Annotated in this window: 24 protein-coding genes; 15 read left to right on the top strand and 9 right to left on the bottom strand. The window is 70.2% G+C overall.

From position 1 onward, the window contains the following. Positions 1–23: 23 nt before the first annotated feature. On the bottom strand, positions 24–1295 hold the full coding sequence (gene tyrS / locus P9K36_RS15360; RefSeq protein WP_043757916.1) for a tyrosine--tRNA ligase: 1272 nt from the start codon (positions 1293–1295) through the stop codon (positions 24–26). Between the two features lie 123 nt (positions 1296–1418). Here tyrS and P9K36_RS15355 point away from each other — a divergent pair, with 123 nt between their 5' ends. The 4 genes from P9K36_RS15355 (at position 1419) to ribB (ending at position 5600) form a co-directional block, all read left to right on the top strand. After that, positions 1419–2552 carry an anhydro-N-acetylmuramic acid kinase gene (locus P9K36_RS15355; RefSeq protein ID WP_100793966.1) on the top strand — a complete coding sequence of 378 codons (1134 nt, stop codon included), beginning with the start codon at positions 1419–1421 and terminating at the stop codon, positions 2550–2552. After that, on the top strand, positions 2549–3166 hold the full coding sequence (locus P9K36_RS15350) for a DUF3578 domain-containing protein (protein ID WP_043757915.1): 618 nt from the start codon (positions 2549–2551) through the stop codon (positions 3164–3166). The genes P9K36_RS15355 and P9K36_RS15350 overlap by 4 nt, the downstream gene beginning before the upstream one ends. Before the next feature lie 224 nt (positions 3167–3390). Further along, positions 3391–4491 (top strand): chorismate synthase, encoded by a 1101-nt coding sequence (gene aroC / locus P9K36_RS15345; RefSeq protein WP_043757913.1) that lies wholly within the window; start codon positions 3391–3393, stop codon positions 4489–4491. 32 nt (positions 4492–4523) lie between these two features. Next, positions 4524–5600 (top strand): 3,4-dihydroxy-2-butanone-4-phosphate synthase, encoded by a 1077-nt coding sequence (gene ribB / locus P9K36_RS15340; protein WP_043380842.1) that lies wholly within the window; start codon positions 4524–4526, stop codon positions 5598–5600. A gap of 6 nt (positions 5601–5606) precedes the next feature. Here the strand turns inward: ribB and P9K36_RS15335 are convergent, their stop codons facing one another. Next, complete coding sequence (locus tag P9K36_RS15335) at positions 5607–6224, bottom strand: LysE family translocator (RefSeq protein ID WP_043757910.1); 618 nt, start codon at positions 6222–6224, stop codon at positions 5607–5609. Between the two features lie 151 nt (positions 6225–6375). Then, a complete protein-coding gene (locus tag P9K36_RS15330) occupies positions 6376–7305 on the bottom strand; it encodes a histone deacetylase family protein (protein WP_043757907.1) in 930 nt (309 codons plus the stop codon). A 192-nt stretch (positions 7306–7497) separates the two neighbouring features. Here P9K36_RS15330 and P9K36_RS15325 point away from each other — a divergent pair, with 192 nt between their 5' ends. The 8 genes from P9K36_RS15325 (at position 7498) to P9K36_RS15290 (ending at position 14105) form a co-directional block, all read left to right on the top strand. Next, positions 7498–8076 (top strand): L,D-transpeptidase, encoded by a 579-nt coding sequence (locus tag P9K36_RS15325; RefSeq protein WP_043380766.1) that lies wholly within the window; start codon positions 7498–7500, stop codon positions 8074–8076. A 162-nt stretch (positions 8077–8238) separates the two neighbouring features. Further along, positions 8239–8679 (top strand): hypothetical protein, encoded by a 441-nt coding sequence (locus P9K36_RS15320; protein WP_043355628.1) that lies wholly within the window; start codon positions 8239–8241, stop codon positions 8677–8679. Positions 8680–8779: 100 nt separating this feature from the next. After that, complete coding sequence (locus tag P9K36_RS15315) at positions 8780–10783, top strand: acetyl/propionyl/methylcrotonyl-CoA carboxylase subunit alpha (RefSeq protein ID WP_043380765.1); 2004 nt, start codon at positions 8780–8782, stop codon at positions 10781–10783. 408 nt (positions 10784–11191) lie between these two features. After that, positions 11192–11623 carry a gamma-glutamylcyclotransferase family protein gene (locus P9K36_RS15310; RefSeq protein ID WP_043757905.1) on the top strand — a complete coding sequence of 144 codons (432 nt, stop codon included), beginning with the start codon at positions 11192–11194 and terminating at the stop codon, positions 11621–11623. Between the two features lie 146 nt (positions 11624–11769). After that, complete coding sequence (locus tag P9K36_RS15305; RefSeq protein ID WP_043357000.1) at positions 11770–12618, top strand: formate/nitrite transporter family protein; 849 nt, start codon at positions 11770–11772, stop codon at positions 12616–12618. 56 nt (positions 12619–12674) lie between these two features. Continuing rightward, positions 12675–12959 carry an acylphosphatase gene (locus tag P9K36_RS15300; RefSeq protein WP_043356998.1) on the top strand — a complete coding sequence of 95 codons (285 nt, stop codon included), beginning with the start codon at positions 12675–12677 and terminating at the stop codon, positions 12957–12959. Between the two features lie 79 nt (positions 12960–13038). Beyond that, a complete protein-coding gene (locus P9K36_RS15295; RefSeq protein ID WP_043380763.1) occupies positions 13039–13812 on the top strand; it encodes a DUF599 domain-containing protein in 774 nt (257 codons plus the stop codon). Continuing rightward, positions 13809–14105: a DUF3253 domain-containing protein gene (locus P9K36_RS15290; RefSeq protein ID WP_043356993.1), complete on the top strand. Its 297-nt coding sequence runs from the start codon at positions 13809–13811 to the stop codon at positions 14103–14105. Before P9K36_RS15295 ends, P9K36_RS15290 begins: the two co-directional genes overlap by 4 nt. On the opposite strand, the gene P9K36_RS15285 is transcribed toward P9K36_RS15290, so the two are convergent. The 5 genes from P9K36_RS15285 to epmA all read right to left on the bottom strand — a co-directional run bounded on the left by P9K36_RS15285 (position 14054) and on the right by epmA (position 18339). Beyond that, the gene (locus P9K36_RS15285) at positions 14054–14869 is read right to left on the bottom strand and encodes a YdcF family protein (RefSeq protein WP_043356991.1); all 816 of its coding nucleotides are present in this window, start codon (positions 14867–14869) and stop codon (positions 14054–14056) included. The genes P9K36_RS15290 and P9K36_RS15285 overlap by 52 nt on opposite strands. Before the next feature lie 5 nt (positions 14870–14874). Beyond that, a complete protein-coding gene (locus P9K36_RS15280; protein WP_043356989.1) occupies positions 14875–15525 on the bottom strand; it encodes a dimethylmenaquinone methyltransferase in 651 nt (216 codons plus the stop codon). 90 nt (positions 15526–15615) lie between these two features. Continuing rightward, a complete protein-coding gene (locus P9K36_RS15275) occupies positions 15616–16227 on the bottom strand; it encodes a glutathione S-transferase family protein (protein ID WP_043380758.1) in 612 nt (203 codons plus the stop codon). A gap of 16 nt (positions 16228–16243) precedes the next feature. Then, positions 16244–17287, bottom strand: coding sequence for a lysine-2,3-aminomutase-like protein (locus P9K36_RS15270; RefSeq protein WP_043757902.1), 1044 nt, complete (start codon positions 17285–17287; stop codon positions 16244–16246). Further along, positions 17284–18339, bottom strand: coding sequence for an EF-P lysine aminoacylase EpmA (gene epmA, locus P9K36_RS15265; RefSeq protein ID WP_111473883.1), 1056 nt, complete (start codon positions 18337–18339; stop codon positions 17284–17286). The genes P9K36_RS15270 and epmA overlap by 4 nt, the downstream gene beginning before the upstream one ends. A 198-nt stretch (positions 18340–18537) precedes the next feature. Between epmA and efp the strand changes: the two genes are divergently transcribed. Continuing rightward, on the top strand, positions 18538–19161 hold the full coding sequence (efp, locus tag P9K36_RS15260; RefSeq protein WP_197739341.1) for an elongation factor P: 624 nt from the start codon (positions 18538–18540) through the stop codon (positions 19159–19161). A 45-nt stretch (positions 19162–19206) separates the two neighbouring features. Here the strand turns inward: efp and P9K36_RS15255 are convergent, their stop codons facing one another. Further along, on the bottom strand, positions 19207–20214 hold the full coding sequence (locus P9K36_RS15255) for a heparan-alpha-glucosaminide N-acetyltransferase (RefSeq protein ID WP_278307256.1): 1008 nt from the start codon (positions 20212–20214) through the stop codon (positions 19207–19209). Positions 20215–20567: 353 nt separating this feature from the next. Here P9K36_RS15255 and P9K36_RS15250 point away from each other — a divergent pair, with 353 nt between their 5' ends. Both P9K36_RS15250 and P9K36_RS15245 read left to right on the top strand, forming a co-directional pair. Then, positions 20568–21173: a cold-shock protein gene (locus tag P9K36_RS15250; RefSeq protein WP_278307255.1), complete on the top strand. Its 606-nt coding sequence runs from the start codon at positions 20568–20570 to the stop codon at positions 21171–21173. A 148-nt stretch (positions 21174–21321) separates the two neighbouring features. Further along, positions 21322–21816: a DUF192 domain-containing protein gene (locus P9K36_RS15245; protein WP_043757887.1), complete on the top strand. Its 495-nt coding sequence runs from the start codon at positions 21322–21324 to the stop codon at positions 21814–21816. Positions 21817–21904 lie beyond the last annotated feature (88 nt).

Here is a 21904-nt window from a genome sequence, read left to right as displayed (position 1 = left end):
GCGGATCCAGGCGGTCGGGCGGCTCATTCCGGCCGGAGCAGCACGTGCCGCTTCTTGCCGAAGGACAGCTTGATCACGCCGTCCGGGGTCAGGTCGCCCTGGCCGAGCATCGCCTTCTCATCCGTGACCGGTACATCGTTGACCCGCAGGCCGCCGCCCTTGATCTGCCGGCGGGCCTCGCTGGTGGAGGGCACGAGCTTGGCGACGTCCGGGCCGAAGGCGGTGAGGACCCCGAGCCCGGCCTCCAGGGTGGCCGACGGCACGGTCACGCTCGGCAGGTCGGCGGCCAGCGTCCCTTCCACGAAGGTCTTGCGCGCGGTCTCCGCGGCGGCCTCCGCGACCTCGCGGCCGTGCATCAGCGCGGTGGCCTCGGTGGCCAGCACCGTCTTGGCCGCGTTGATCTCGGAGCCGGCGAGCGCGGCGAGACGCGCGATCTCCTCCATCGGCAGCAGGGTGAACAGCTTGAGGAAGCGGGCCACGTCCGCGTCCTCGGTGTTCCGCCAGAACTGCCAGTAATCGTACGGCTTCAGCATCTCCGCGTTGAGCCAGACGGCCCCGGCCGCGGTCTTGCCCATCTTGGCGCCCGAGGATGTCGTCAGCAGCGGGCAGGTCAGGGCGTAGAGCTGCGGCGTGCCCATGCGGCGGCCGAGATCGATGCCGTTGACGATGTTGCCCCATTGATCCGACCCGCCCATCTGCATGACGCAGCCGTAGCGACGGTTCAGTTCGACGAAGTCGTAGGACTGGAGGATCATGTAGTTGAACTCCAGGAACGACAGCTCCTGGTCGCGCTCCAGGCGCAGGCGGACGCTGTCCATCGACAGCATCCGGTTCACCGAGAAATGCCGGCCGATGTCGCGCAGCATCTCGATGTAGTTGAGCTTGGTCAGCCACTCGGCGTTGTCGACCATCACGGCGTCGCCGGCCCCTTCGCCGAAGCGGAGGAACCGGTCGAAGGTCTTGCGGATCTCGGCCTTGTTGGCGTCGATCTGCTCGACGGTGAGGATCTTGCGGGTCTCGTCGCGGCCCGACGGGTCGCCGACCCGGGTGGTGCCGCCGCCCATCAGGGCGATCGGCCGCCCCCCCGTGGCCTGCAGCCAGTGCAGCATCATGATCGACAGCAGGTGCCCGACATGCAGCGAGGGCGCCGTGCAATCGTAGCCGACATAGGTGGTCAGCCGCCCTTCCAGGGCCGCGGCGTCGATGCCGGCCAGGTCCGAGGTCTGGTGGATATAGCTGCGCTCGGTCAGGATCCGCAGGAAGTCGGATTTCGGCGCGAAGCTCTCGGCGGTCATGGCTGCCATCTCGGGTCGCGCGCTGGCGCGACAGGCCGATGCCCCGCATGCTAGCTCGCGCTGGGTTCAGGATACGGCGCGCTCTTAGCAGGGCGTTGGCCGAAAGGCACGGGGCAGGGCGGCATGGCGATGATGCGCGCGATCGGACTGATGAGCGGCACCTCGCTGGACGGCGTCGACATCGCGCTGATCGAGACCGACGGCGAGCGGGTCCACGTGGTCAAGGGCCACAACAACTTCCTGGAGCCGCTGGGTCCCACCGGCTACCGCGGCTACGCCGACGACGAGAAGGCGCTCCTGCGCGCGGCCACCAAGGATGCCGAATCCGTGCTCCATCCCGGCGACCGGCCCGGGCGGCTGCCGGAGGCTGAAGCGTTCGTCACCCTGGCCCATGCCGAGGCCGTGGAGCGCTTCCTGGAGGAGCATGGCCTGTCAGCCTCCGAGATCGACGTGATCGGCTTCCACGGCCAGACGGTGATCCACCGGCCGGACCAGCGCATCTCGATCCAGATCGGCGACGGGCAGGCGCTGGCGACCCGGCTCGGCATCCCGGTCGTCTCGGACCTGCGCCGGGCCGATATCGAGGCGGGCGGGCAGGGGGCGCCCCTGGTGCCGGTCTTCCACAAGGCGCTCGCCGAGGCCTCGGGCTTCGACGGGCCGTTCGGCATCCTCAACATCGGCGGCGTCGCCAACGCGACGCTGATCGACTCGAAGGGCGGCGTCATCGCCTTCGACACCGGTCCCGGCAATGCGCTGATCGACGAATGGATGCAGGAGCGCGAGGGCAAGAACCTCGACGATGGCGGCCGCACCGCGGCCCGGGGCCGTCCCGACGAGCAGCTGCTGGCCTGGCTGCTGACGCACCCGTTCTTCTTCCGCAAACCGCCGAAGTCGCTCGACCGGAACTGGTTCTCCCACAAGCTCGCCGGCCAGCTCTCCACCGAGGACGGCGCCGCCACCCTGACGGCCTTCACGGCGCGCGCGGTGGCCCGCGCCCTCGACCACGCCCCCGAGATCCCGACCCGCTGGATCGTGGCCGGCGGCGGCGCGCGCAACGGCGAGCTGGTGCGGCTCCTCAACTATCATCTGCGCGCGGAGATCACGACCGCGGACGCCATCGGCTGGTCCTCGGCCTACCTGGAGGCGCAGGCCTTCGCGTATCTGGCGGTGCGTTCGCTCAAGGGCCTGCCGATCACCTTGCCGTCGACCACCGGGGTGCGCGAGGCGATCACCGGTGGGGTCCTGACGCGGCCGTGAGTCTCGGCCACGCGCTCCGGCGGATCATCGAGGAATACCCGCTCGCCCGGCTCGACCCGCCGGCCGGCCATCCGCTGGCCTCCGTCATCCGCAAGGGCGCGCCGGAGGAGCTGCGCGCCGCACTGGCGCCGATCGATGGGCCGTTCCTGGTCAAGGGCAGTCCCGGGCGCGGAAGCCATTGGGCCGCGATCCCCTGGCTCGCCGTGTTCGACCCCGCCATCACCACCAGCGCCACGCGGGGCTACTACCTCGTCTACCTGTTCCCGGCCCATCGCGAGGCGGTGCACCTGTCGCTGGCGCAGGGAACGGTGGCGGCGATCCGGAACCACGGTCCGGCGGCAGCCGGCGCCCATCTCCGTGCCAGCGGCGCTGCGCTCAAGGCGCGGATCTCGGACTTCGCCGACGCGCTGCCGAACGCGACGATCGCCCTCGGCAGCGCGGGCGAATTGCCGGAAGGCTACGAGGCCGCCCACATCCTCGGCCTCACCTACGACCTTCCCGATCTCGGCGACGAGCGCCGGCTGCACCGGGATCTCGCCGTGGCGGTCGCGGCGTATCGGGCGCTGAAGGCGCGGGGCGGGCTCGACCTGCCCCGTTCGGGCGGGACGGCATGAGATCGCAGGCCGCTGCGAAAGCCGTCCTGACGCAGCGACGCAATCCGGGAGCGCCGCTGTTCCGCGGCCCGGGATCGCTGCGCTGCGCCCGCAGGGACGGGGATACCGAGCGAGCGAACGCATCCGCCAAGCCCTCCGCCAAGCCCTCTACCCAGCCCTCCGCCCGGCCCCTTGCAGGCACCGCGTTTGTGCCCCCGGCGCTCCCGCGCTAAGGCAACGGCGCCATGTCGCACAACACCTTCGGCCACCTGTTCCGCGTCACGACCTTCGGCGAGAGCCACGGGATCGCACTCGGCTGCGTCGTCGACGGCTGCCCGCCGGGCCTGCCCCTGGAGGCCGAGGAGATCCAGGCCGAGCTGGATCGCCGGAAGCCCGGCCAGTCGCGGTTCACGACGCAGCGCCGCGAGCCCGATCAGGTGAAGATCCTGTCCGGCGTGTTCGCGGACGACCGCACCGGCGGCCGCCAGCTCACCACCGGCACGCCGATCGCGCTGATGATCGAGAACACGGACCAGCGCTCGAAGGACTATTCGGAGATCCGCGACAGCTACCGCCCCGGCCATGCCGATTACACCTACGACGTGAAGTACGGCATTCGCGACTATCGCGGCGGCGGCCGGTCCTCAGCGCGCGAGACCGCCGCCCGGGTCGCGGCCGGCGCCGTGGCGCGCAAGGTCATCCCCGGCGTGACCATCCGGGCAGCCCTGGTGCAGATGGGACCGCACGCCATCGACCGGTCCCGTTGGGACTGGGCCGCGGTCGGCGACAACCCGTTCTTCTGCCCCGATGCCGAGACGGCCGCCTTCTACGAGACCTACCTCGACGAGATCCGGAAGGACGGCTCGTCGGTCGGCGCCGTCATCGAGGTCGTGGCCGAGGGCGTGCCGCCTGGCCTCGGCGCGCCGGTCTACGGCAAGCTCGACGCCGATCTCGCCGCGGCGATGATGTCGATCAACGCCGTGAAGGGCGTCGAGATCGGCGACGGGTTCGCGTCGGCGGCCCTGCGGGGCGAAGACAATGCCGACGAGATGCGCGCCGGCAACGGCGATCGGCCGCGTTTCCTCGCGAACCATGCCGGCGGCATCCTCGGCGGCATCTCCAACGGCGAGCCGGTCGTGGTGCGCTTCGCCGTGAAGCCAACCTCCTCGATCCTGACGCCCCGCCGTTCGGTCAGCCGCGACGGCAGCGAGGTCGATCTCGTCACCAAGGGCCGGCACGATCCCTGTGTCGGCATCCGCGCCGTGCCGGTTGCGGAGGCCATGATGGCCTGCGTGCTGGCGGATCACTATCTGCGCCATCGCGGACAGGTCGGATCGCAGCCCTGATCCGGGTCCGTCCCAACGATTCGAGAATGCCCGTGCCCCACTGCTCCGTCACAGAGGCCATCGCGGCCTTCGCCCGCGGCGAGATCGTGGTCGTCACCGACGATGACGATCGCGAGAACGAAGGCGACCTCGTCGTCGCCGCCTCGCTCTGCACGCCGGAGAAGATGGCGTTCATCATCCGCAACACCTGCGGCATCGTCTGCGCGCCGATCACGCAGAGCGAGGCGCGGCGGCTGCACCTCGCTCCCATGGTGGCGTCGAACGACGCGCCGCTGGGTACGGCCTTCACCGTCACGGTCGACGTCAAGCACGGCCTGACCACGGGGATCTCGGCGGAGCAGCGCTGCAACACGGTGCGGGCGCTGGCCAACGGCAACATGGGCGCGGGCGACTTCGTGCGGCCCGGCCACGTCTTCCCGCTCATCGCCCGCGACGGCGGCGTGCTCATGCGCTCGGGCCATACCGAGGCCGCGGTCGACCTGTGCCGCCTCGCCGAGCTGCCGCCCGTGGGCGTGATCTGCGAGCTCGCCAACGACGACGGCACCGTGATGAAGGGGCCGCAGATCGAGGCCTTCGCCGAGACGCACGGCCTCAAGCAGGTCTCGGTGGCCGATCTTATCGCCTACCGGCAGGCGCGCGACCGGCTGGTGGAGCGCGTCGGCCACTTCACGGTCCGCTCGAACCACGGCGACGTGAACGCCTACGTGTTCTCGACGCCCTTCGAATCGATCCAGCAATTCGCCTTCGTGATGGGCGACATCGGCGACGGCCGGGACGTGCTGGTGCGCCTGCACCGCTCCAACGTCGCCGCCGACGTGATCGGCGGGGGAAAGCAGATCGACGCCGTGCTGAAGCGCTTCGCGGCCGCCGGGCGCGGCGTGCTGGTCTATCTCCGGGACGGGACTGCGGGCGTGCCGGTGAAGACCGTCACCGACGAGGGCACGGAGGCCCTGCGGGCGCGGCAATGGCGCGAGATCGGGCTCGGCGCCCAGATTTTGCGCGATCTCGGCGTGGTTTCGATCCGCAACCTCGCGACCTCGTCGCGCTCCTATGTCGGCCTTTCGGGATTCGGCATCGAGCTCTTGGGCGACGAGCCCCTGGAGGGCTGACGCTCTTCAGGCGCGGCGCAGGACGGTCCAGACCGCGGCGCCGGCCATGATGGCGGCGGCGCTCCGGTTCAGCCGCACGCGGATGGCGGGCCGTCGCAGGGTCTCGCGCGCCCGGGCCGCCAGCGCCGCGTAGGGCGTCATCACGGCCAGCAGGATCGCGGCCGTGAGCAGGATGAGGGGGACGACATCGGCCGCCGTCACGCGCCGCAGATCGACGAGCGTGGGCAGGATCGCGAGATAGAAGACGATCGTCTTCGGATTGCCCAGGGTGATGGTCAGCCCGGCGACGAAGCTGGTCAGCGGCCGGTCGCGGGCTTCGCCCGCGATCCGGACAGCCGTTCCGGCGGCGCGCCAGAGCCGGAACGCCAGGTAGGCGAGATAGAGCGCCGCGCCGTAGCGGATGACGGCGAAGACCGCGCCGAACGCCTCCGCGATCAGCGACAGGCCGAAGATCGCGGCGGCGAGATAGGTCAGATCGCCCAGGATCAGACCGGCCGAGAAGGCCATCGCGGCGCCGAAGCCCGAGCTGAGGGCCCGCGCGACAAGCGCGACGACGCCGGGTCCCGGCACAGCGGCGGCAACGCCCAGGGCCAGCGCATAGGTCAGGAAGCCCGTGAGCGTCATCGGCCGAAACCCGGACGGGCTGCGCCGGTGCGGTCGACGCGCTGGCGCGCAAGCGACGGCATCCGGCTCAGCGGCAGCATGGCGGCGGTCTCCCCGAAGCGCAGATTACGGCGCGCGCGGGAGCGGGTGCAATCGGGATGCAGCGCCCCCGTCAGCGCCCCATCAACGCGTCGACATGGGCGGCCACCGATTTGCCGAGCCCCTCGAGACTGTAGCCGCCTTCCAGGATCGAGACGATCCGCCCGCCGGCGCAGCGGTCCGCGACGTCCATGAGCCGGCGGGTCGCCCAGCCGAAATCCTCCGCTTCGAGGCGCAGATTGGCCAACGGATCGAGCCGATGGGCGTCGAAGCCGGCGGAGATCACGATCACGTCCGGCCGGAACCTTTCCAGGCGCGGGAGGATGCCGGTTTCGAAGGCTTCGCGAAACACCTCGCCGTCGTCGTTGGGCCGCAGCGGCACGTTGACGATCGTGTCCTTCTCGCCGCGCTCGGACGATGCCCCCGTCCCCGGGTAGAGCGGCATCTGGTGGGTGGAGCAGTAGAGCACCGCGGCGTCGTCCCAGAAGATGTCCTGGCTGCCGTTGCCGTGATGGACGTCCCAATCCACCAGCGCCACCCGCTCGGCCCCGTGCTTCTGGCGGGCGTGGCGGGCCGCGATGGCGGCATGGTTGAACAGGCAGAAGCCCATCGACCGGGTCCGCTCGGCATGGTGGCCCGGCGGGCGCATGGCCACGAAGGCGTTGCGGCACCCGCCGCCGACGACGGCATCGACGGCGTGCATTCCACCGCCCACGGCCCGCAGGGTCGCCTCCAGGCTCCCCGCCGACAGGATCGTGTCGGAATCGATGCCGACCATGCCGTGCTCGGGCACCGCCGCCACCAGCGCGTCCACGTAGGCGCGCGGATGGGCGAGCGTCACCGCCTCGATCTCAGCCTTGGGTGCAGAGGCCCGCACGAGGCCGGCGAAGCGCTCATCCTCCAGGGCCCGCTCCACGGCGCGCATCCGGGCCGGCCGTTCCGGATGTCCCTCCGGGACCTCGTGATCGAAGCTGGCGGGATGGCTCACGTAGAGGGTGGTCACGAGGGTCGCTCCCGGATGCTCTCCTGTCGCGCACCTGCAACAGGAGCCGGCAATGTGCCACGGGCCCAACGCGCGGACTACGGCGGGGTGCCGTTGCCCCCTTATGGTTGCGCGATTCTTCCGTGGGACGGACCCGGATCATCAATCCATCGAGGCTCCGTCCACCGCCGCGAGGATCGTCGGGGCAGAGCCATGCGCATCACATCGGTCATCGGCTGCGCGCTGTTGCTGGCGGGCTGCACCTTCAAGGGCGTGCCCGATCCGGCCCTTTCGGCCCGCGATGCCGAATTCATGGCCCTGGTCCCGGATGCCGAGTTCGATCCGCACTTCGCCCGCTATGAGGTCGCCGATCCGACCCGGGAATCGCCCGGCACGATCGTGGTCGAGACGAAGGAACGGCAGCTCTACCTCGTGTTGCCGGGCGGCAAGGCGATCCGCTACGGCGTGTCGGTGGGCGACGAGGCCTATGGCTGGACCGGCACCGCCCGAATCGACCGCAAGGCGGAATGGCCGGCCTGGAATCCCCCGGCCGAGATGATCAAGCGCTGGCCGCACGTCCACGCCATGCAGGGCGGCCCGATGAATCCCCTTGGCGCCCGCGCCCTGTACCTGTCGGATCACGGCCGGGACACGCTCTACCGGATCCACGGCACCAACGAGCCCGAGAAGATCGGGCAGGCGGTCTCCTCCGGGTGCATCCGGATGCGCAACATCGACGTGGTCGACCTCTACAACCGGGTCCCCGTCGGGGCCTCGGTCATCGTCCGGTAACGCAACCGGTCAACGTCCCAATAAGCCTGCTTGCTCGGGGGGTGTTTACCTGAACTTCCGTTCAGATCTCGCCATTAACCTCTGGAAGGGAAGCGGTCCCGTAAGTTGAAGACACACAGGGACTAGCACCGGCCGCAGCAAAGGTCGGAGGAGCAGGCGATCATGACCACCATCTCCGTTCAACAGTTCTGCAACCATGCTGTTTCGACCGGCACGATCAGCGACGAGGACCTGCTGGTCCTGAAGCGCGAGGTTCTTCCGGAAGGCCTCATGAACCGCGAGGACGCCGACCTGCTGATCGCCCTCGAGCGGGCCGTGATCGGCTCCGACGCCTTCGCCGACTTCCTGGTGGCCTCGGTCGTCGACTTCGCCGTGTGGGGCTCGCGCCCGACGGGCTACATCGACCGCGACGTCGCCGCCTGGCTGGCCGCCTCGCTCAGCGGCCGCGACGGCCCGAGCGCGGTGGGCGCCCGGATCGCCATGGAAGTCGTCCGTGAGGCGCAGAGCAGCGCAGAATCGCTGGTGGCCTTCGCCCTCGAAGCCAACCGCCGCGCCCGGGACACGGTTTCGGCCCCGCGGATGACCTTTGCCCTGGCGGCGTGAGCCTCGGAGCAACGCACAGCTTCCGTCCGCGGCGCAACTGATCTATCGGGACAGTCAAGCCGGTGCGCAATCCGGCGATCTCGAAAGCAGTGCGCCAGCGATGTTCGAAAAGATCCTGATTGCCAACCGGGGCGAGATCGCCTGTCGCGTGATCAAGACCGCCCGGAGGATGGGCATCAAGACCGTAGCGGTCTACTCGGATGCCGATCGCGACGCCGTGCACGTCGCCATGGCGGACGAGGCGGTCCATATCGGCCCCGCTGCCGCATCCGAATCCTATCTCGTGATCGAGAAGATCGTCGAGGCCTGCAAGAAGACCGGCGCCCAGGCGGTCCATCCCGGCTACGGCTTCCTGTCCGAGCGCGAGGCCTTCCCGAAGGCGCTCGAAGCCGCCGGCATCGTGTTCATCGGCCCCAACCCGGGGGCCATCGCCGCCATGGGCGACAAGATCGAGTCGAAGAAGGCGGCGGCCGCCGCCGAGGTCTCGACCGTTCCGGGCTTCCTCGGCGTGATCGAATCACCCGAGCACGCCAAGACGATCGCCGACGAGATCGGCTACCCGGTGATGATCAAGGCCTCCGCGGGCGGCGGCGGCAAGGGCATGCGCATCGCCTATTCGGGCGACGAGGTGGCGGAGGGCTTCGCCCGCGCCAAGTCGGAGGCGGCCTCCTCCTTCGGCGACGACCGCGTCTTCATCGAGAAGTTCATCACCGACCCGCGCCACATCGAGATCCAGCTGATCGGCGACAAGCACGGCAATGTCGTCTATCTCGGCGAGCGCGAGTGCTCGATCCAGCGCCGTAACCAGAAGGTGATCGAGGAGGCGCCGTCGCCGCTCCTCGACAAGAAGACCCGCCGCAAGATGGGCGAGCAGGCGGTCGCGCTGGCCAAGGCGGTGAACTACGATTCGGCCGGAACGGTCGAGTTCGTCGCCGGGCAGGACAAGTCCTTCTACTTCCTGGAGATGAACACCCGTCTGCAGGTCGAGCATCCGGTCACCGAGATGATCACCGGCCTCGACCTCGTCGAGCTGATGATCCGGGTCGCGGCCGGCGAGAAGCTGCCGATCACCCAGGACGACGTAAAGCTGAACGGCTGGGCGGTGGAGAGCCGCGTCTATGCCGAGGACCCGACCCGCAACTTCCTCCCCTCGATCGGCCGGCTGACCACCTACCGTCCGCCGGAGGAGGGCCGGCAGGGCACGGCGATCGTGCGCAACGATACCGGCGTGGAGGAGGGCGGCGAGATCGCCATCCACTACGATCCGATGATCGCGAAGCTGGTCACCTGGGCGCCGACGCGCGCCGAGGCGATCGCCGCGCAGGGTGAGGCCCTCGACGCCTTCGCCATCGACGGCATCCGCCACAACATCCCGTTCCTCTCGGCGCTGATGGCCCATCCGCGCTGGCAGGAGGGGCGGCTGTCCACAGGCTTCATCGCCGAGGAATTTCCCGAAGGCTTCACGGCGCCGGAGCCGGCCGGGCCGGTGGCCATCCGCATGATGGCCGCCGCGGCGGCGATCGACCACAAGCTCAACCAGCGCAAGCGCGGCATCTCCGGACAGATGCGCGCCCCGGGCCTCTTCGCCTTCGAGCGCGAGCGCGTGGTGATCCTGGCCGGCCAATCCTATCCCGTGACCGTCGAGCCGGAGGGCGAGGACATCCTCGTGACCCGGGACGACGGCACGGCGCTCACGGTGGCGAGCGCGTGGCGCCCGGGCGAGCCGGTCTGGATCGGCACGATCGGCTCCGAGCGCGTGGCGATCCAGGTGCGCAGCCTGCTCAACGGCGTGTTCCTGCAGCATGCAGGCGCGGCCGCCGAGGGCCGGGTCTATACCCGCCGCGAGGCGGAGCTCGCCGCTCTGATGCCGGTGAAGGAGCAGGCGGGCTCGGGCAAGCAGGTGCTCTGCCCGATGCCCGGACTCGTGAAGCAGATCCTGGTCACCGAGGGCCAGGAGGTAAAGAACGGTGAGCCGATCGCGGTCGTCGAGGCGATGAAGATGGAGAACATGCTCCGCGCCGAGCGCGACGCCACGGTGGCGAAGATCCACGCCAAGGAGGGCGACAGCCTCGCCGTCGACGCGGTGATCCTGGAATTCGCCTGATCGCGGCAGGCGCGTCGCATCCGCCGTCGCGACGGCGGTTCACGACGCGCAGACCAAGCTCCTGGCGACGGCGCTGAACAACGTCGCCGGTGCTTCGCGGTGATCGGCTGCGTCACGCCGATCACCGCCATGAGCTTCGGGATCGCCAATGCGCCCGTCCAGCGGCCGGCGATCGCTTTCTTCGCGGCGATCTGGCCTTGCGCGGCGATGGGCTTACATTGGATCGGGAGGCGCGTGCTGCGGCGCATCAGACCATGGGCTCGGGGGAGATCTTCGTGACATTCGTGATCCCCGCCTTCACGCTGGCACTCGCCTGTGCGGCCATGCGGGCGAACGAGTGGTCGGTCCAGCGCGACGAGCGCAAGCCCGGACGGTAATTCGGGCGCTCGGCCGACCAAGCGCGGCCACATGCCCCTCTATTTCGCCTACGGCGCCAACATGGATGCCGCCGCGATGGCGCTCCGCTGCCCGGTTTCGCGGCTGATCGGTGGCGGGCACCTGCCGAATTACCGCTTCATCATCATGCGTGAGGGCTACGCCTCCGTCGTGCCCGATCCCCGACGCACCGTCTGGGGCATCCTGTGGGAGTTGGCTGTCGACGACATCCCGGCGCTCGACCGCTACGAGGGCGTCGCCGGGGGGCTCTACACGAAGGCGGCGCTCCCGGTCCGCACGGGGGAGGGCGTCAAGCGTGCTCTGATCTATCGCGGATGCTCGACCGCGCCTGGCCGCCCGCGGCCCGGATATCTGGACGCCGTCGTCGCGGCGGCGCGCGCGGCGCAGCTGCCGTCGGCCTATCTCCGGGAACTCAGCAGTTGGGCCCGCGGCCTCCCCGCCTGAGCGCCGCGCACTTGGTACGCGACATGCTTGCCCACGATCGAGCTGGAGGGCGAACGGCAGCACCACGCCTGGCCAGCCATCCATGATTGCGCAGCGCGCCCGTCGGCCAACGATGATTGGCGTGCGCCTGCGAGGGAGAGTTGTACATGTCGTATTTGGCGCCCGCCGATTTCGTGAAGAAGGCCGTCGATGCCGGTGAGGCAAAGGTCTTCATGGCGACCAAGGATACCTTCATCCGGGCCTACATGGCCGGCGCGATCCTGGCGCTCGCCGCCGCCTTTGCGGTGACCGTCAACCAGGCGACCGGTCAGCCTCTGGTCGCGGCGCTGCTGTTCCCGGTCGGCTTCTCGATGCTGTACCTTCTCGGCTACGACCTGTTCACCGGCGTCTGCGTGCTGACCCCGCTCGCCCTGATCGACAAGCGGCCGGGCGTCACCGTCGCCGGCGTCGCCCGCAACTGGGTGCTGGTCTTCTTCGGCAACTTCGCGGGCGCGCTCACCACCGCGGTGTTGATGTCGATCGTCTTCACCTTCGGCTTCGCCACCGAGCCGAACGCCGTGGGCAAGCTCATCGCCGGCATCGGCGAGGCGCGCACCCTCGGCTACGAGAAGTACGGCGCCGCCGGGATGCTGACCCTCTTCGTCCGCGCCATGCTGTGCAACTGGATGGTCTCCACCGGCGTCATCGGCGCCATGCTGTCGACCTCGGTGCCCGGCAAGGTCATCGCGATGTGGATGCCCATCACGGTGTTCTTCTTCATGACCTTCGAGCACTCGGTGGTGAACATGTTCCTGTTCCCGTCGGCGATCCTCATGGGCGGCCACCTGACGGTGATGGACTACCTGCTCTGGAACGAGATCCCGACGCTGATCGGAAACATCGTGGGCGGCATCGCCTTCACGGGCCTGATGCTCTACTCCACCCATGTCCGCACCGGTGCGACGCGGAGCCCGGCCCTGGGTGCCGGCGTCCGTCGCCCGATCGCGGCCGAGTAAGGCCATCCCGGCCCGCGTCGCCAGGCGCGGGCCCAGAGAGACGAAGCGGCGCCTGCATGAGCGAGACCCGGACGATTTCAGTCATCGTCACGGGCCGCGTCCAGGGCGTCTCCTACCGGGCCTGGACGCAGGCGGAAGCCCGCGCCCGGGGCCTCTCGGGTTCCGTGCGCAACCGCGACGACGGCACGGTCGAGGCGGTGTTCAGCGGCCCACCGGAGGCCGTGGCGGCGATGGAGGCCCTGTGCCGGTCGGGTCCCGCCGGTGCGCGCGTGACCGACGTGGCCGTGCGTGCCGGCGGCGACGTGCCGCCCGGCGGCGGATTCCGGATCCTGCGCGACTGACCTCGGCGGCGCGGGTTCAGTACGCGCCCGCGGGCTGATATGCGGGATCGCCCCCTCGCGAATCCGCCATCCGGAGACCATGAACGACTTCTCCGCCGGCAGCGCCGCCTTCTCGCACCTCGACCTCGGGGCGCTGCTCTACTTCATCGTCGCCTGGGTCGCCTACGGCCTCTCCGTGGGCCGGCTGCGCGGACGGATGGTCTCCCTCAGCCAGATCATGAACGGCCACCGGGCCAACTGGGCGCGCCAGGTCATCGGCCGCGACAACCGGGTGGTCGATACGCAGATCAACGCCTCCCTGCAGAACGGCACGGCCTTCTTCGCCTCGACGTCACTGATCGCCCTGGGCTCCGTCCTCACCCTGTCGCGGTCCGGGGACGATGTCCTGAACCTGTTCGCGACGCTGCCCTTCGGGACGGTGGCCAACCGCCTGACCTGGGAGTTGAAGGTCGCCGGCCTCGCACTGATCTTCGTCTACGCGTTCTTCAAGTTCGCCTGGGCCTACAGGCTGTTCAACTACACGGCCATCCTGCTCGGCGCCGTGCCGCCGAAGGGATCCGGCGCGAGCGACACCGAGATGCTGCGGGCCGTGCGGCGGCTCGCGGCCATGAACGTCAGCGCCGGGCGTCACTTCGCCCGCGGACAGCGGGCGTTCTTCTTCGCGCTCGCCTATCTGGGCTGGTTCATCAGCCCCTACATCCTGTTCGTCTCGACGACCGCCGTGGTGATCATCATGTGGCGCCGCCAATTCGCCTCAGAGATCCGCAAGGCGCTTCTGGAAGCCGGGGAGGGACCGCACGAGGGGCCGCTCGACGCTCCGCTCCTGTCGCCCGCCGAGGAGGCACGCACATGACCGACGCACGACCCGACGACGACGCCATCGAGACGACGATGCTGCGCCTCGTGACCGAGCGCGGCGCCGACAAGACCGTCTGCCCCTCGGAAGTCGCCCGCGCCCTCGGCGGTCCGCATCCGGATGGCTGGGGGCCACTGATGCAGCCCGTGCGACGGATCGCGGTGCGGCTCGCCCATGCCGGGCGCATCGCGATCCTGCGAAAGGGAAAGGCCGTCGATCCGGACGATTTCCGGGGCGTCTACCGGCTGTCGTTGCCGGGCTCGGGCGCGGGAAGCCAGTCGGGCGTGTAGCCGGACCAGCGGTAGACGGCGAGGCCGATCCACTCCTTGATCGCGAGGTCGAACTGGAGGAGCCCGTCCGAGGCGAAGCCGTGGACACGGGTCACGTCACCCCAGCCGCGGGTCCGGTAATCCACCGGGAAGGCGTCCACCGTGAAGCCCGCTTGGCGGAAGCAGCCGATCGCCCGCGGCATGTGCCAGGCCGAGGTGACGAGCAGCCAGCGCTCGCCGGGCTTCGGCTGCACCAGAGCGGCCGAGAAGGCGGCGTTCTCCTGCGTGTTGCGTGAGCGGTTCTCCAGGATGAGGCGCGTCCGCGGCACGCCGATCACATCCGCCTGCCGACTGACGATGTCGGCCTCCGCGATGCCGCCGGCGATGAAGCCGCTGCCGCCGGAGAAGACCAGCCGCGCCCCGGGAAAGCGGCGGGCGAGGTCGGCGAGGTAGATCGGTCGCTCGCCGGCATCGTTGACGACGATCTGATCCCGCGCTTCCGAGAGGCCGGCCTCGATCCCGCCCCCCAGCACGATGATCCCCGCCGGTGCCGGACCGTCGGCCGGATAGGGCGGGAACCGCTGCTCGAGGGGCAGCAGGACCATTTCCGACACCGGCGACAGGCCGCCTGCGGCGAGCAGCAGCGCGCCGAAGAGCGCGCATCCGAACCCGGTTCTGCGCCACCGCGTCATCGCCGTCAGGCCGAGGCCGACCAGGATGGCGAAGATGCAGAAATTGGAGGGCGTGATCAGGAAGAAGATCAGCTTCGAAGCGGGGAAAAACACGGATCTCAAGCCGGCTTCGTCTCGGATTCGAACCGGGCCAGGGCGGCGGCATCCGGCGGAAGCAGGCTCGCGAGCGTGGCGCCCCGCTCCACCTCGCGCTGGATCCAGAGATCGAGACGCTGCTGCTCCACGGCTTCGAGGGCGACGCGCTCGGCGATCGCGGCCGGCACGGCGACGATTCCGGTGGATTCGCACACGAGGATGTCGCCCGGATGGATCGCCGCCCCTCCGCAGGCCACCCGCTCCTGCGTGCCGACCAGGGCGAGGGTGCCCCCGGCGGCTGCCGGCCGGCTCCAGGCCGGGATGCCGATCTCGTCCGGCAGGGCCGCGTCGGTCACGAGGCCGACGGCGCCCCGCTGGGCGAGCCGCGCGGCCAATATCGCCCCGAACGGCAGGGCGAGGCCGGACGCGGCGGCATCGATCACCACGACCGCGCCGTCCGGCACTGCGTCGATGGCGGCGGCGAGGTCGCCGGCGGCATCGTCACGGGCTGGAATCATCCGCATCGTGTAGGCGGGGCCGACGACGGCGCCGCTGCCGCGCGCCGAGAGGCCGTGCGGGGTGAAGGCCTTCACGCCGGCCCGCGTCAAGGCGCGGGCGAGGCTCGCCGGGGTGACGGCGGAGAGCGCATCGCGCAGGGTCGGATCGATGGCCATCGGGGGCTCCGTGAAAGGCCGGCCCCGGTCCGGGCGGCGCGGTCGGGAAAGGTGGATCGCGCCGGCGCGCCGGCAAGTCCGAGGGGGCCGTCAGGCGATGGGCTCGCCCAGGGCGCGGGCGGCGCCGGGCCGGGCGGCCACCCGCTCGTACCAGCGGTGCAGCGCCGGGCGCTCGATCCGCTCGGCCGGCAGGTTCAGCCAGCGATGCGCCGCGCAGCCGAGGGCGATGTCGGCGATGCTGAAGCCCTCGCCGACCATGTAGGTCCGCTCCGCGAGATGGCGGTCGAGGATCGCGGCCATGGCCTCGCTCTTCTCCAGCGAGGCGGCGATCAGGGCACGGTCGGGCTCGGCCGCCCGGTAGAGTTGCCAGAACGCGTCGCGCATGGCGGGCGTGAAGCTCGTGGCCTGCCAATCGACCCATTGCTCCACGTGGGCGCGCGCCCGCGGATCCGCCGGCAAGGCCAGGGCCGGACTGGTCGCCGCGAGGTAGCGCAGGATCGCGTTGGATTCCCAGAGGACAAAGCCGTCCTCCTCCAGCGTCGGGACGAGACCGTTCGGGTTCAAGGTGCGGTAGCCGGGATCGTTGACGACCCCGTGGGCACCGCCGGCCGCGACCCGCTCGTAGGGCAGGCCGGCCTCGTCGAGCCCCCATACGGCCTTCTGCACGTTCACCGAGGTGAGGCGGCCCCAAAGCCTGCGCATGGTCGAAGAGTCTCCGTCACACCTTGGGCGGGTAGGCATGATCCTGCCCGTTCGGATCGGTCACGCGGACCCCGTCCCCCGTCTCGCGGAGGTAGCCGGGGCCGATCGGCACCTTGCCGTGCCCGCCGGGAATGTCGAGCACATAGGTCGGCTGGGCGAGGCCCGAGAGGCGGCCGCGCAGGGCGCGCATCAGCTCCTGCCCCTCGGGTACACCCGTGCGGAGATGGCCCGTTCCGGGGGCCAGATCGCCATGATGGAGGTAGTAGGGCTTGATCCGGTTCTCGACGAGAACTCGCATCAGCGCCTCGAGGGTCGCGGCCTCGTCGTTGACGCCGCGCAGGAGCACCGACTGGCTCACCAGGGGGATGCCCGCATCGACCAACCGGGCGCAGGCGGCGCTGGCAGCGGCGGTGAATTCCCGCGGATGGTTGGCGTGGATGGCGACGAAGACCGCCCGCCCGAAGCGCTTGAGCGCCTGGACGAGCGCATCGGAGACGAGATCGGGTTTCACCACGGGCACGCGGGTATGGACCCGCATCACCCGGACATGCGGGATGGCGGCGAGGCGCTCCGCGATGACGCCGAGGCGGCGCGGCGAGAGCGCGAACGGGTCGCCGCCGGTGAGCACCACCTCCCAGATCCGCGGATCCTGCGCGATGTAGGCGAGGGCGGTGTCGAGCTCGGCGTCGGTGAGCGTCCCGAGGCCGTCGGGTCCGACCATCTCCCGGCGGAAGCAGAAGCGGCAATAGACCGGGCAGACATGGAGCGGCTTCAGCAGCACGCGGTCGGGATAGCGATGCACGATCCCGGTCACGGGGGCGTGGGCGGCGTCGCCGATCGGGTCGGCGCGCTCCTCCGGCGTCGCCACGGCCTCCTCGGCCCGGGGGACGAACTGGCGGCCGATCGGATCGTCGGGATCCTGCGGGTCGATCAGTTCGGCCATGTCGGGCGTCACCGAGACGGCGTAGCGTGCGAGGACGGCGCCGAGGGCTTCGGCCTCCGCCCCGGAGATCAGGCCGGCGGAGAGAAGGTCGTCCGCGCTGCGCAGGGCCCGGTTCATGGCCGCGTCTCCGCCACGGGTGTCCAGATCACGTCCTCGATCCGGGTCGCCCCGCAGGCCAGCATCGCCAAGCGGTCGAAGCCCAGGGCGATCCCGGACGCCTCCGGCATGACGGCGAGCGCCGCGAGGAAATCGTCGTCGATCGGGTAGCGCTCGCCGTAGACGCGCTGCTTCTCAGCCATCTCCGCCTCGAACCGGCGGCGCTGCTCCTCCGGGTCGGTCAGCTCGCCGAAGGCGTTGGCGAGTTCGACGCCGCAGGCGTAGAGCTCGAAGCGCTCGGCCACGCGCGGATCGTGCGGCGCCGGACGGGCGAGGGCGGCCTCGCTGATGGGGTATTCGCACAGGATGGTCGGGCGGCCGAGGCCGAGATGCGGCTCGATCCGCGCGACGAGGACGCGGGAGAACAGGTCGGCCCAGGTGTCGTCCGGGACGACCCGGAGCCCGACCCCGGCGACGGCGGCGGCCAAGGCATCTCGATCGGTCGCACCGCTCGGCGTGACGCTGGACAGGAGGTCGATCCCGGCGAAGCGGTCGAAGGCCTCCGCCAGGGTCAGGCGCTCCGGTTCCGCGAAGGGATCCGTCTCCCGGCCGCGGAAGACGAGACGACGGGCGCCCGCGGTCTCGGCCGCGCAGGCGAACAGCGCGGCGCAATCCGCCATCAGCGCCGTGTAGGCGGCGCCGGCCCGATACCATTCGAGCATGGTGAACTCGGGATGGTGCAGCGGCCCGCGCTCGCGGTTGCGGAACACGCGGGCGACGCTGAACAGCCGCGTCTCGCCCGCGGCCAGAAGCTTCTTGCAGGCAAACTCCGGTGAGGTGTGAAGGTAGAGGGGCGTGCGGGCACCGCTGGCGCCGATCGCCTCCGTGGCGAAGGCCGACAGATGCGCTTCGTTGCCGGGCGAGACCTGGAGGCAGGCGGCCTCGGCCTCGATGAAGTCGCGGTCGGAGAACCATGCGCGGAACGCCGCGAGGATGCGGTTGCGCAGGAGCAATGCCGGGCGCCGGTCGGCGTGGCGGCCGGCTGACCACCAGGGGGAGGCCGCGCCCGTCACGACCGGCCTCCGCGTCCGCTACGGAGCGAGTCCGGCCGGCTCCGACCGTACGGCGTCGCGTTCTGGAGCACTCTCAATCCTCGGCCCTGACTGGCTCCGGACCGCGGAGACGCGCCGCGGCCGAGGCTGTGTGCCATCGACGGTTCACGCCCGCCCGCTGGCAACCGCGGCGCAGATGCGATAGTGGCGGGGTCCGAGATGCAGCGCCCGCGCTTGGCGCGTGCCGGCCCCCATGTCAATGCAGGACGCAATTCCGTGAAGGTGATCGCCTCAACGCTCCGTAAGGGCAATGTCGTCGAGAAGGATGGCAAGCTCTACGTGATCCTGTTCGCCGAGAACATCCACCCCGGCAAGGGCACGCCGGTGACCCAGCTCGACATGCGCCGGATCACGGACGGCGTGAAGGTGTCCGAGCGCTACCGGACGACCGAGCAGGTCGAGCGCGCCTTCGTGGAGGATCGCGAGCACACCTTCCTGTACAGCGATGGAGAGGGGTTCCACTTCATGAACCCCGAGAATTACGAGCAGATCGCCGTACCGGAGGACGTGGTGGGCGATGCCGCCCCGTATCTCCAGGAGGGCATGGCGGTGATGCTCTCGGTCCATAACGGCGTCCCGCTGACGATCGAGCTGCCGCAGCGCGTGACCCTGGAAGTCGCCGAGACCGAGCCGGTCCTCAAGGGCCAGACCGCCTCCTCGTCCTACAAGCCCGCGACCCTGTCGAACGGCGTGCGCACGACCGTGCCGCCCCATATCGCGGCCGGCACCCGCGTCGTCGTCATGACGGCCGACGGTTCCTACGTCGAGCGCGCCAAGGACTGATCCGGTCCTCGCCGGTCGCCGGGCCCGGGCGGTTCGGCGCCGGGCTCAAGGCGCGGCCCGCGCGGCCGCGTCCAGGGTGGCGTAGCAGGCCTGCGAGAGCCCCTGCGCGCGCAGGCGCTCCGTCCCGCTGAAGGGGCGCCCATCCTCCCGGAACAGATCCTCGCGGAGCAGCGCCTCCGACGTGCAGCGCGCGGCGATGCGGCAGAGCGCCGGCTCGCCGCCCGTGCGGGTGCAGATCGTCACGTAATCGGCGCGGAACGCCCGCAGCCCGGCGCGTGGATTGGCGCCGATCACCGTGACGACACCGGTCAGCAGGGCCAGCAGAACGGGCTGGTGGATGAGGTAGATCGCGAGGCTGTGGCGGCCCGCGAAGGTGGCGGCGCGCCCCAGGCGCGTGCGTGGAGCCCAGGCCCCGAGGCGCGAACGGGCAAGCTTCGGCAGCGCCAGACGACCCAGGACGATCCCGGCCAGAACCAGCCCGAACCAGGGGAAGAGCGGCACGTAATCGTTCGTCCGCGGCACGACCGAGCCCAGGCCGAGAAAGGACAGGGCTGCGGCGTCGAAGATGGGCGCGTGCACAACATGCGGTGCGGCGAGGAAAGCGGCGGCCGTGACGGCCGTGACGGGAACCGGCAGGAACAGGAACGGCAGCCCCAGCAGGCTCGAGACGGCGATGCAGTGGAGCACGCCGAAGAACACGAAGGCGTCCGGGAACATGACCAAGGTGCCGAGGGTCACGAGCAGCGCCGCCCCGCCGATCCGCGCGAACCGCAGCAGGGTCGGCCGGACCCGGACGCCCCGGCCGTTCATCAGCACCAGCCCGACGCCGACCAGCAGCAGGAAGCTTCCGGCGATCGCCTCGGCGGCGTGCCGGCCCAACGGGGTCAGCGCGTAATTCTCCGCCGTCAGCCGCAGATGGCCGAGATCCCAGACCGTGTGGTAGCTCGCCATCGCCACCAGGGCTTCGGCCCGGGCGGCGTCGATGACCGGCAATCGGCGCTGCGCAGCCGGTGATACGGAGACGGGGCGGTCGAGGGTGACGTCAACGGACATGATGGTGCTCCCAAACCATGTCGGCGCCGCCCTTTCCACCGGAACCGGCTCGGGTCGCCTCGGCCCACCGTGACGCAGGCGCGAAGGCTCTCGGAAACGTGAAGGCGGTGGGCGGGCGAATGCGCGGCGACGGTCCGCAGCAGGGGATCGGAAAAACCCTTCGGCGGCCGCGGCGCTTAAACCCCGGTTTCCCCGGTAGCTGCGACCGATCGACTGTTGCGGCCCCGCCTCCGTGCGCCAAGATTGCAACTTCGCGGGGCTCATCAGCCGGCCAAATGGGCTTCCCGGACATCAGGACTTCGTTAATCTTGCCGGGAGAGCGCGCGGCGTGATTCGGTGTAGGTTGCTCGGCCATGTCTGACGAACGCGGATCCGGGCCAGAGAACCCCGAACGGTTGCCGGTCGCCCGAACCGGCGAACACGGTCAGTACGAGGACGAGGCTCTCGATCTCGTCGAGGTGGCGGGGCGCATCAAGTGGTTCGACGTCTCGAAGGGCTTCGGCTTCATCGTGCCCGACGACGGCGCGCCGGACATCCTGCTGCACGTGACCTGTCTGCGTCGCGACGGGTATCAGGCCGCGAGCGAGGGCGCACGCATCGTCGTGGAAGCCGTCGAGCGCCCACGGGGCTGGCAGGCGTTCCGGGTGATCTCCCTCGATCAGGCCACGGCGGTGCATCCGTCCGAGATGCCCATGCCGCGCACCCACGTTACCGTGACGCCGACCAGCGGATTGGAAACGGCCGTCGTGAAGTGGTTCAACCGCCTGCGCGGGTTCGGCTTCCTCACGCGGGGCGACGGAACGCCTGACATCTTCGTGCACATGGAGACGTTGCGGCGCTACGGGATCGCCGAGCTGAAGCCCGGGGAGTCCGTCCTCGTCCGCTATGGCGACGGCTCGAAGGGCGTCATGGCGGCCGAGGTCCGGCTGATCGACGGGGCGATGCCCGCCTCGCATTAGTTTGCGCCCTCCCGGCGGCGCGCCGCCTGCGCCATAGGCTTGGCGAATCGGCGGAAATCCAGCGCCGGATTCCCCTGTCGCACATCCTGGTCTAACACCGGCGCCGGGCGCGCGGGCCCGCGCGCCATTCCTCGAGAGGCTTGAGCCTGTGAGATCCATATTCCGCGCCGCCTCGGCGGCCGCACTAGCCTGTCTCGCCTTGAGCGCGGTCGGCCCGGCCCCGGCTGCTCGGGCGCAGGCTGCGGCGCGCGCCGCTGCGGTCAAGTCGGAGCCGCTGACGATCATCACGAAGTCCGGACCCAAGCGCTTCGACGTCGAGGTGATGCGCGACGACGCCGCCCGCGCCCGGGGCCTGATGTTCCGTCGGCACATGGCGGGGGACCACGGCATGCTGTTCGATTTCGAGCAGGACCAGCCCGTCACCATGTGGATGAAGAACACCTATCTGCCTCTCGACATGGTCTTCATCCGCGCCGACGGGACGATCAGCCGGATCGCGGCCGATACCGAGCCGCTCTCCACCGCGATCATCGCTTCGGGCGGCCCCGTCCTCGCGGTCCTGGAACTGAATGCGGGAACCGCGGCGAAGCTCGGGATCGCGCCGGGCGACCGGATCGAGCACGCCATGTTCAAGGCCCGCTGACGTCCATCCCGGCCCGCGAACGCACCGGGAACAAGTGCCTTGACCGCCGCCGAATTCCGCGCCAGTGTTCCGGCAATGTTCCGGTGCG

Origin of the sequence: Methylobacterium sp. 391_Methyba4, assembly GCF_029691625.1 — a bacterium.
GTDB lineage: Bacteria > Pseudomonadota > Alphaproteobacteria > Rhizobiales > Beijerinckiaceae > Methylobacterium > Methylobacterium fujisawaense.
The sequence above is the reverse complement of the archived record's forward strand: the minus strand, read 5'-3'. Positions and strand labels throughout refer to the sequence as shown.

Coding starts and splice junctions, on each gene's coding strand:
- tyrS (WP_043757916.1), bottom strand. CDS start 1,295: ATGACCGCCGAGAGCTTCGCGCCGAAATCCGACTTCCTGCGGATCCTG.
- P9K36_RS15355 (WP_100793966.1), top strand. CDS start 1,419: ATGGCGATGATGCGCGCGATCGGACTGATGAGCGGCACCTCGCTGGAC.
- aroC (WP_043757913.1), top strand. CDS start 3,391: ATGTCGCACAACACCTTCGGCCACCTGTTCCGCGTCACGACCTTCGGC.
- P9K36_RS15335 (WP_043757910.1), bottom strand. CDS start 6,224: ATGACGCTCACGGGCTTCCTGACCTATGCGCTGGCCCTGGGCGTTGCC.
- P9K36_RS15325 (WP_043380766.1), top strand. CDS start 7,498: ATGCGCATCACATCGGTCATCGGCTGCGCGCTGTTGCTGGCGGGCTGC.
- P9K36_RS15320 (WP_043355628.1), top strand. CDS start 8,239: ATGACCACCATCTCCGTTCAACAGTTCTGCAACCATGCTGTTTCGACC.
- P9K36_RS15315 (WP_043380765.1), top strand. CDS start 8,780: ATGTTCGAAAAGATCCTGATTGCCAACCGGGGCGAGATCGCCTGTCGC.
- P9K36_RS15310 (WP_043757905.1), top strand. CDS start 11,192: ATGCCCCTCTATTTCGCCTACGGCGCCAACATGGATGCCGCCGCGATG.
- P9K36_RS15305 (WP_043357000.1), top strand. CDS start 11,770: ATGTCGTATTTGGCGCCCGCCGATTTCGTGAAGAAGGCCGTCGATGCC.
- P9K36_RS15300 (WP_043356998.1), top strand. CDS start 12,675: ATGAGCGAGACCCGGACGATTTCAGTCATCGTCACGGGCCGCGTCCAG.
- P9K36_RS15295 (WP_043380763.1), top strand. CDS start 13,039: ATGAACGACTTCTCCGCCGGCAGCGCCGCCTTCTCGCACCTCGACCTC.
- P9K36_RS15290 (WP_043356993.1), top strand. CDS start 13,809: ATGACCGACGCACGACCCGACGACGACGCCATCGAGACGACGATGCTG.
- P9K36_RS15280 (WP_043356989.1), bottom strand. CDS start 15,525: ATGGCCATCGATCCGACCCTGCGCGATGCGCTCTCCGCCGTCACCCCG.
- P9K36_RS15275 (WP_043380758.1), bottom strand. CDS start 16,227: ATGCGCAGGCTTTGGGGCCGCCTCACCTCGGTGAACGTGCAGAAGGCC.
- P9K36_RS15270 (WP_043757902.1), bottom strand. CDS start 17,287: ATGAACCGGGCCCTGCGCAGCGCGGACGACCTTCTCTCCGCCGGCCTG.
- efp (WP_197739341.1), top strand. CDS start 18,538: ATGCAGCGCCCGCGCTTGGCGCGTGCCGGCCCCCATGTCAATGCAGGA.
- P9K36_RS15255 (WP_278307256.1), bottom strand. CDS start 20,214: ATGTCCGTTGACGTCACCCTCGACCGCCCCGTCTCCGTATCACCGGCT.
- P9K36_RS15250 (WP_278307255.1), top strand. CDS start 20,568: ATGTCTGACGAACGCGGATCCGGGCCAGAGAACCCCGAACGGTTGCCG.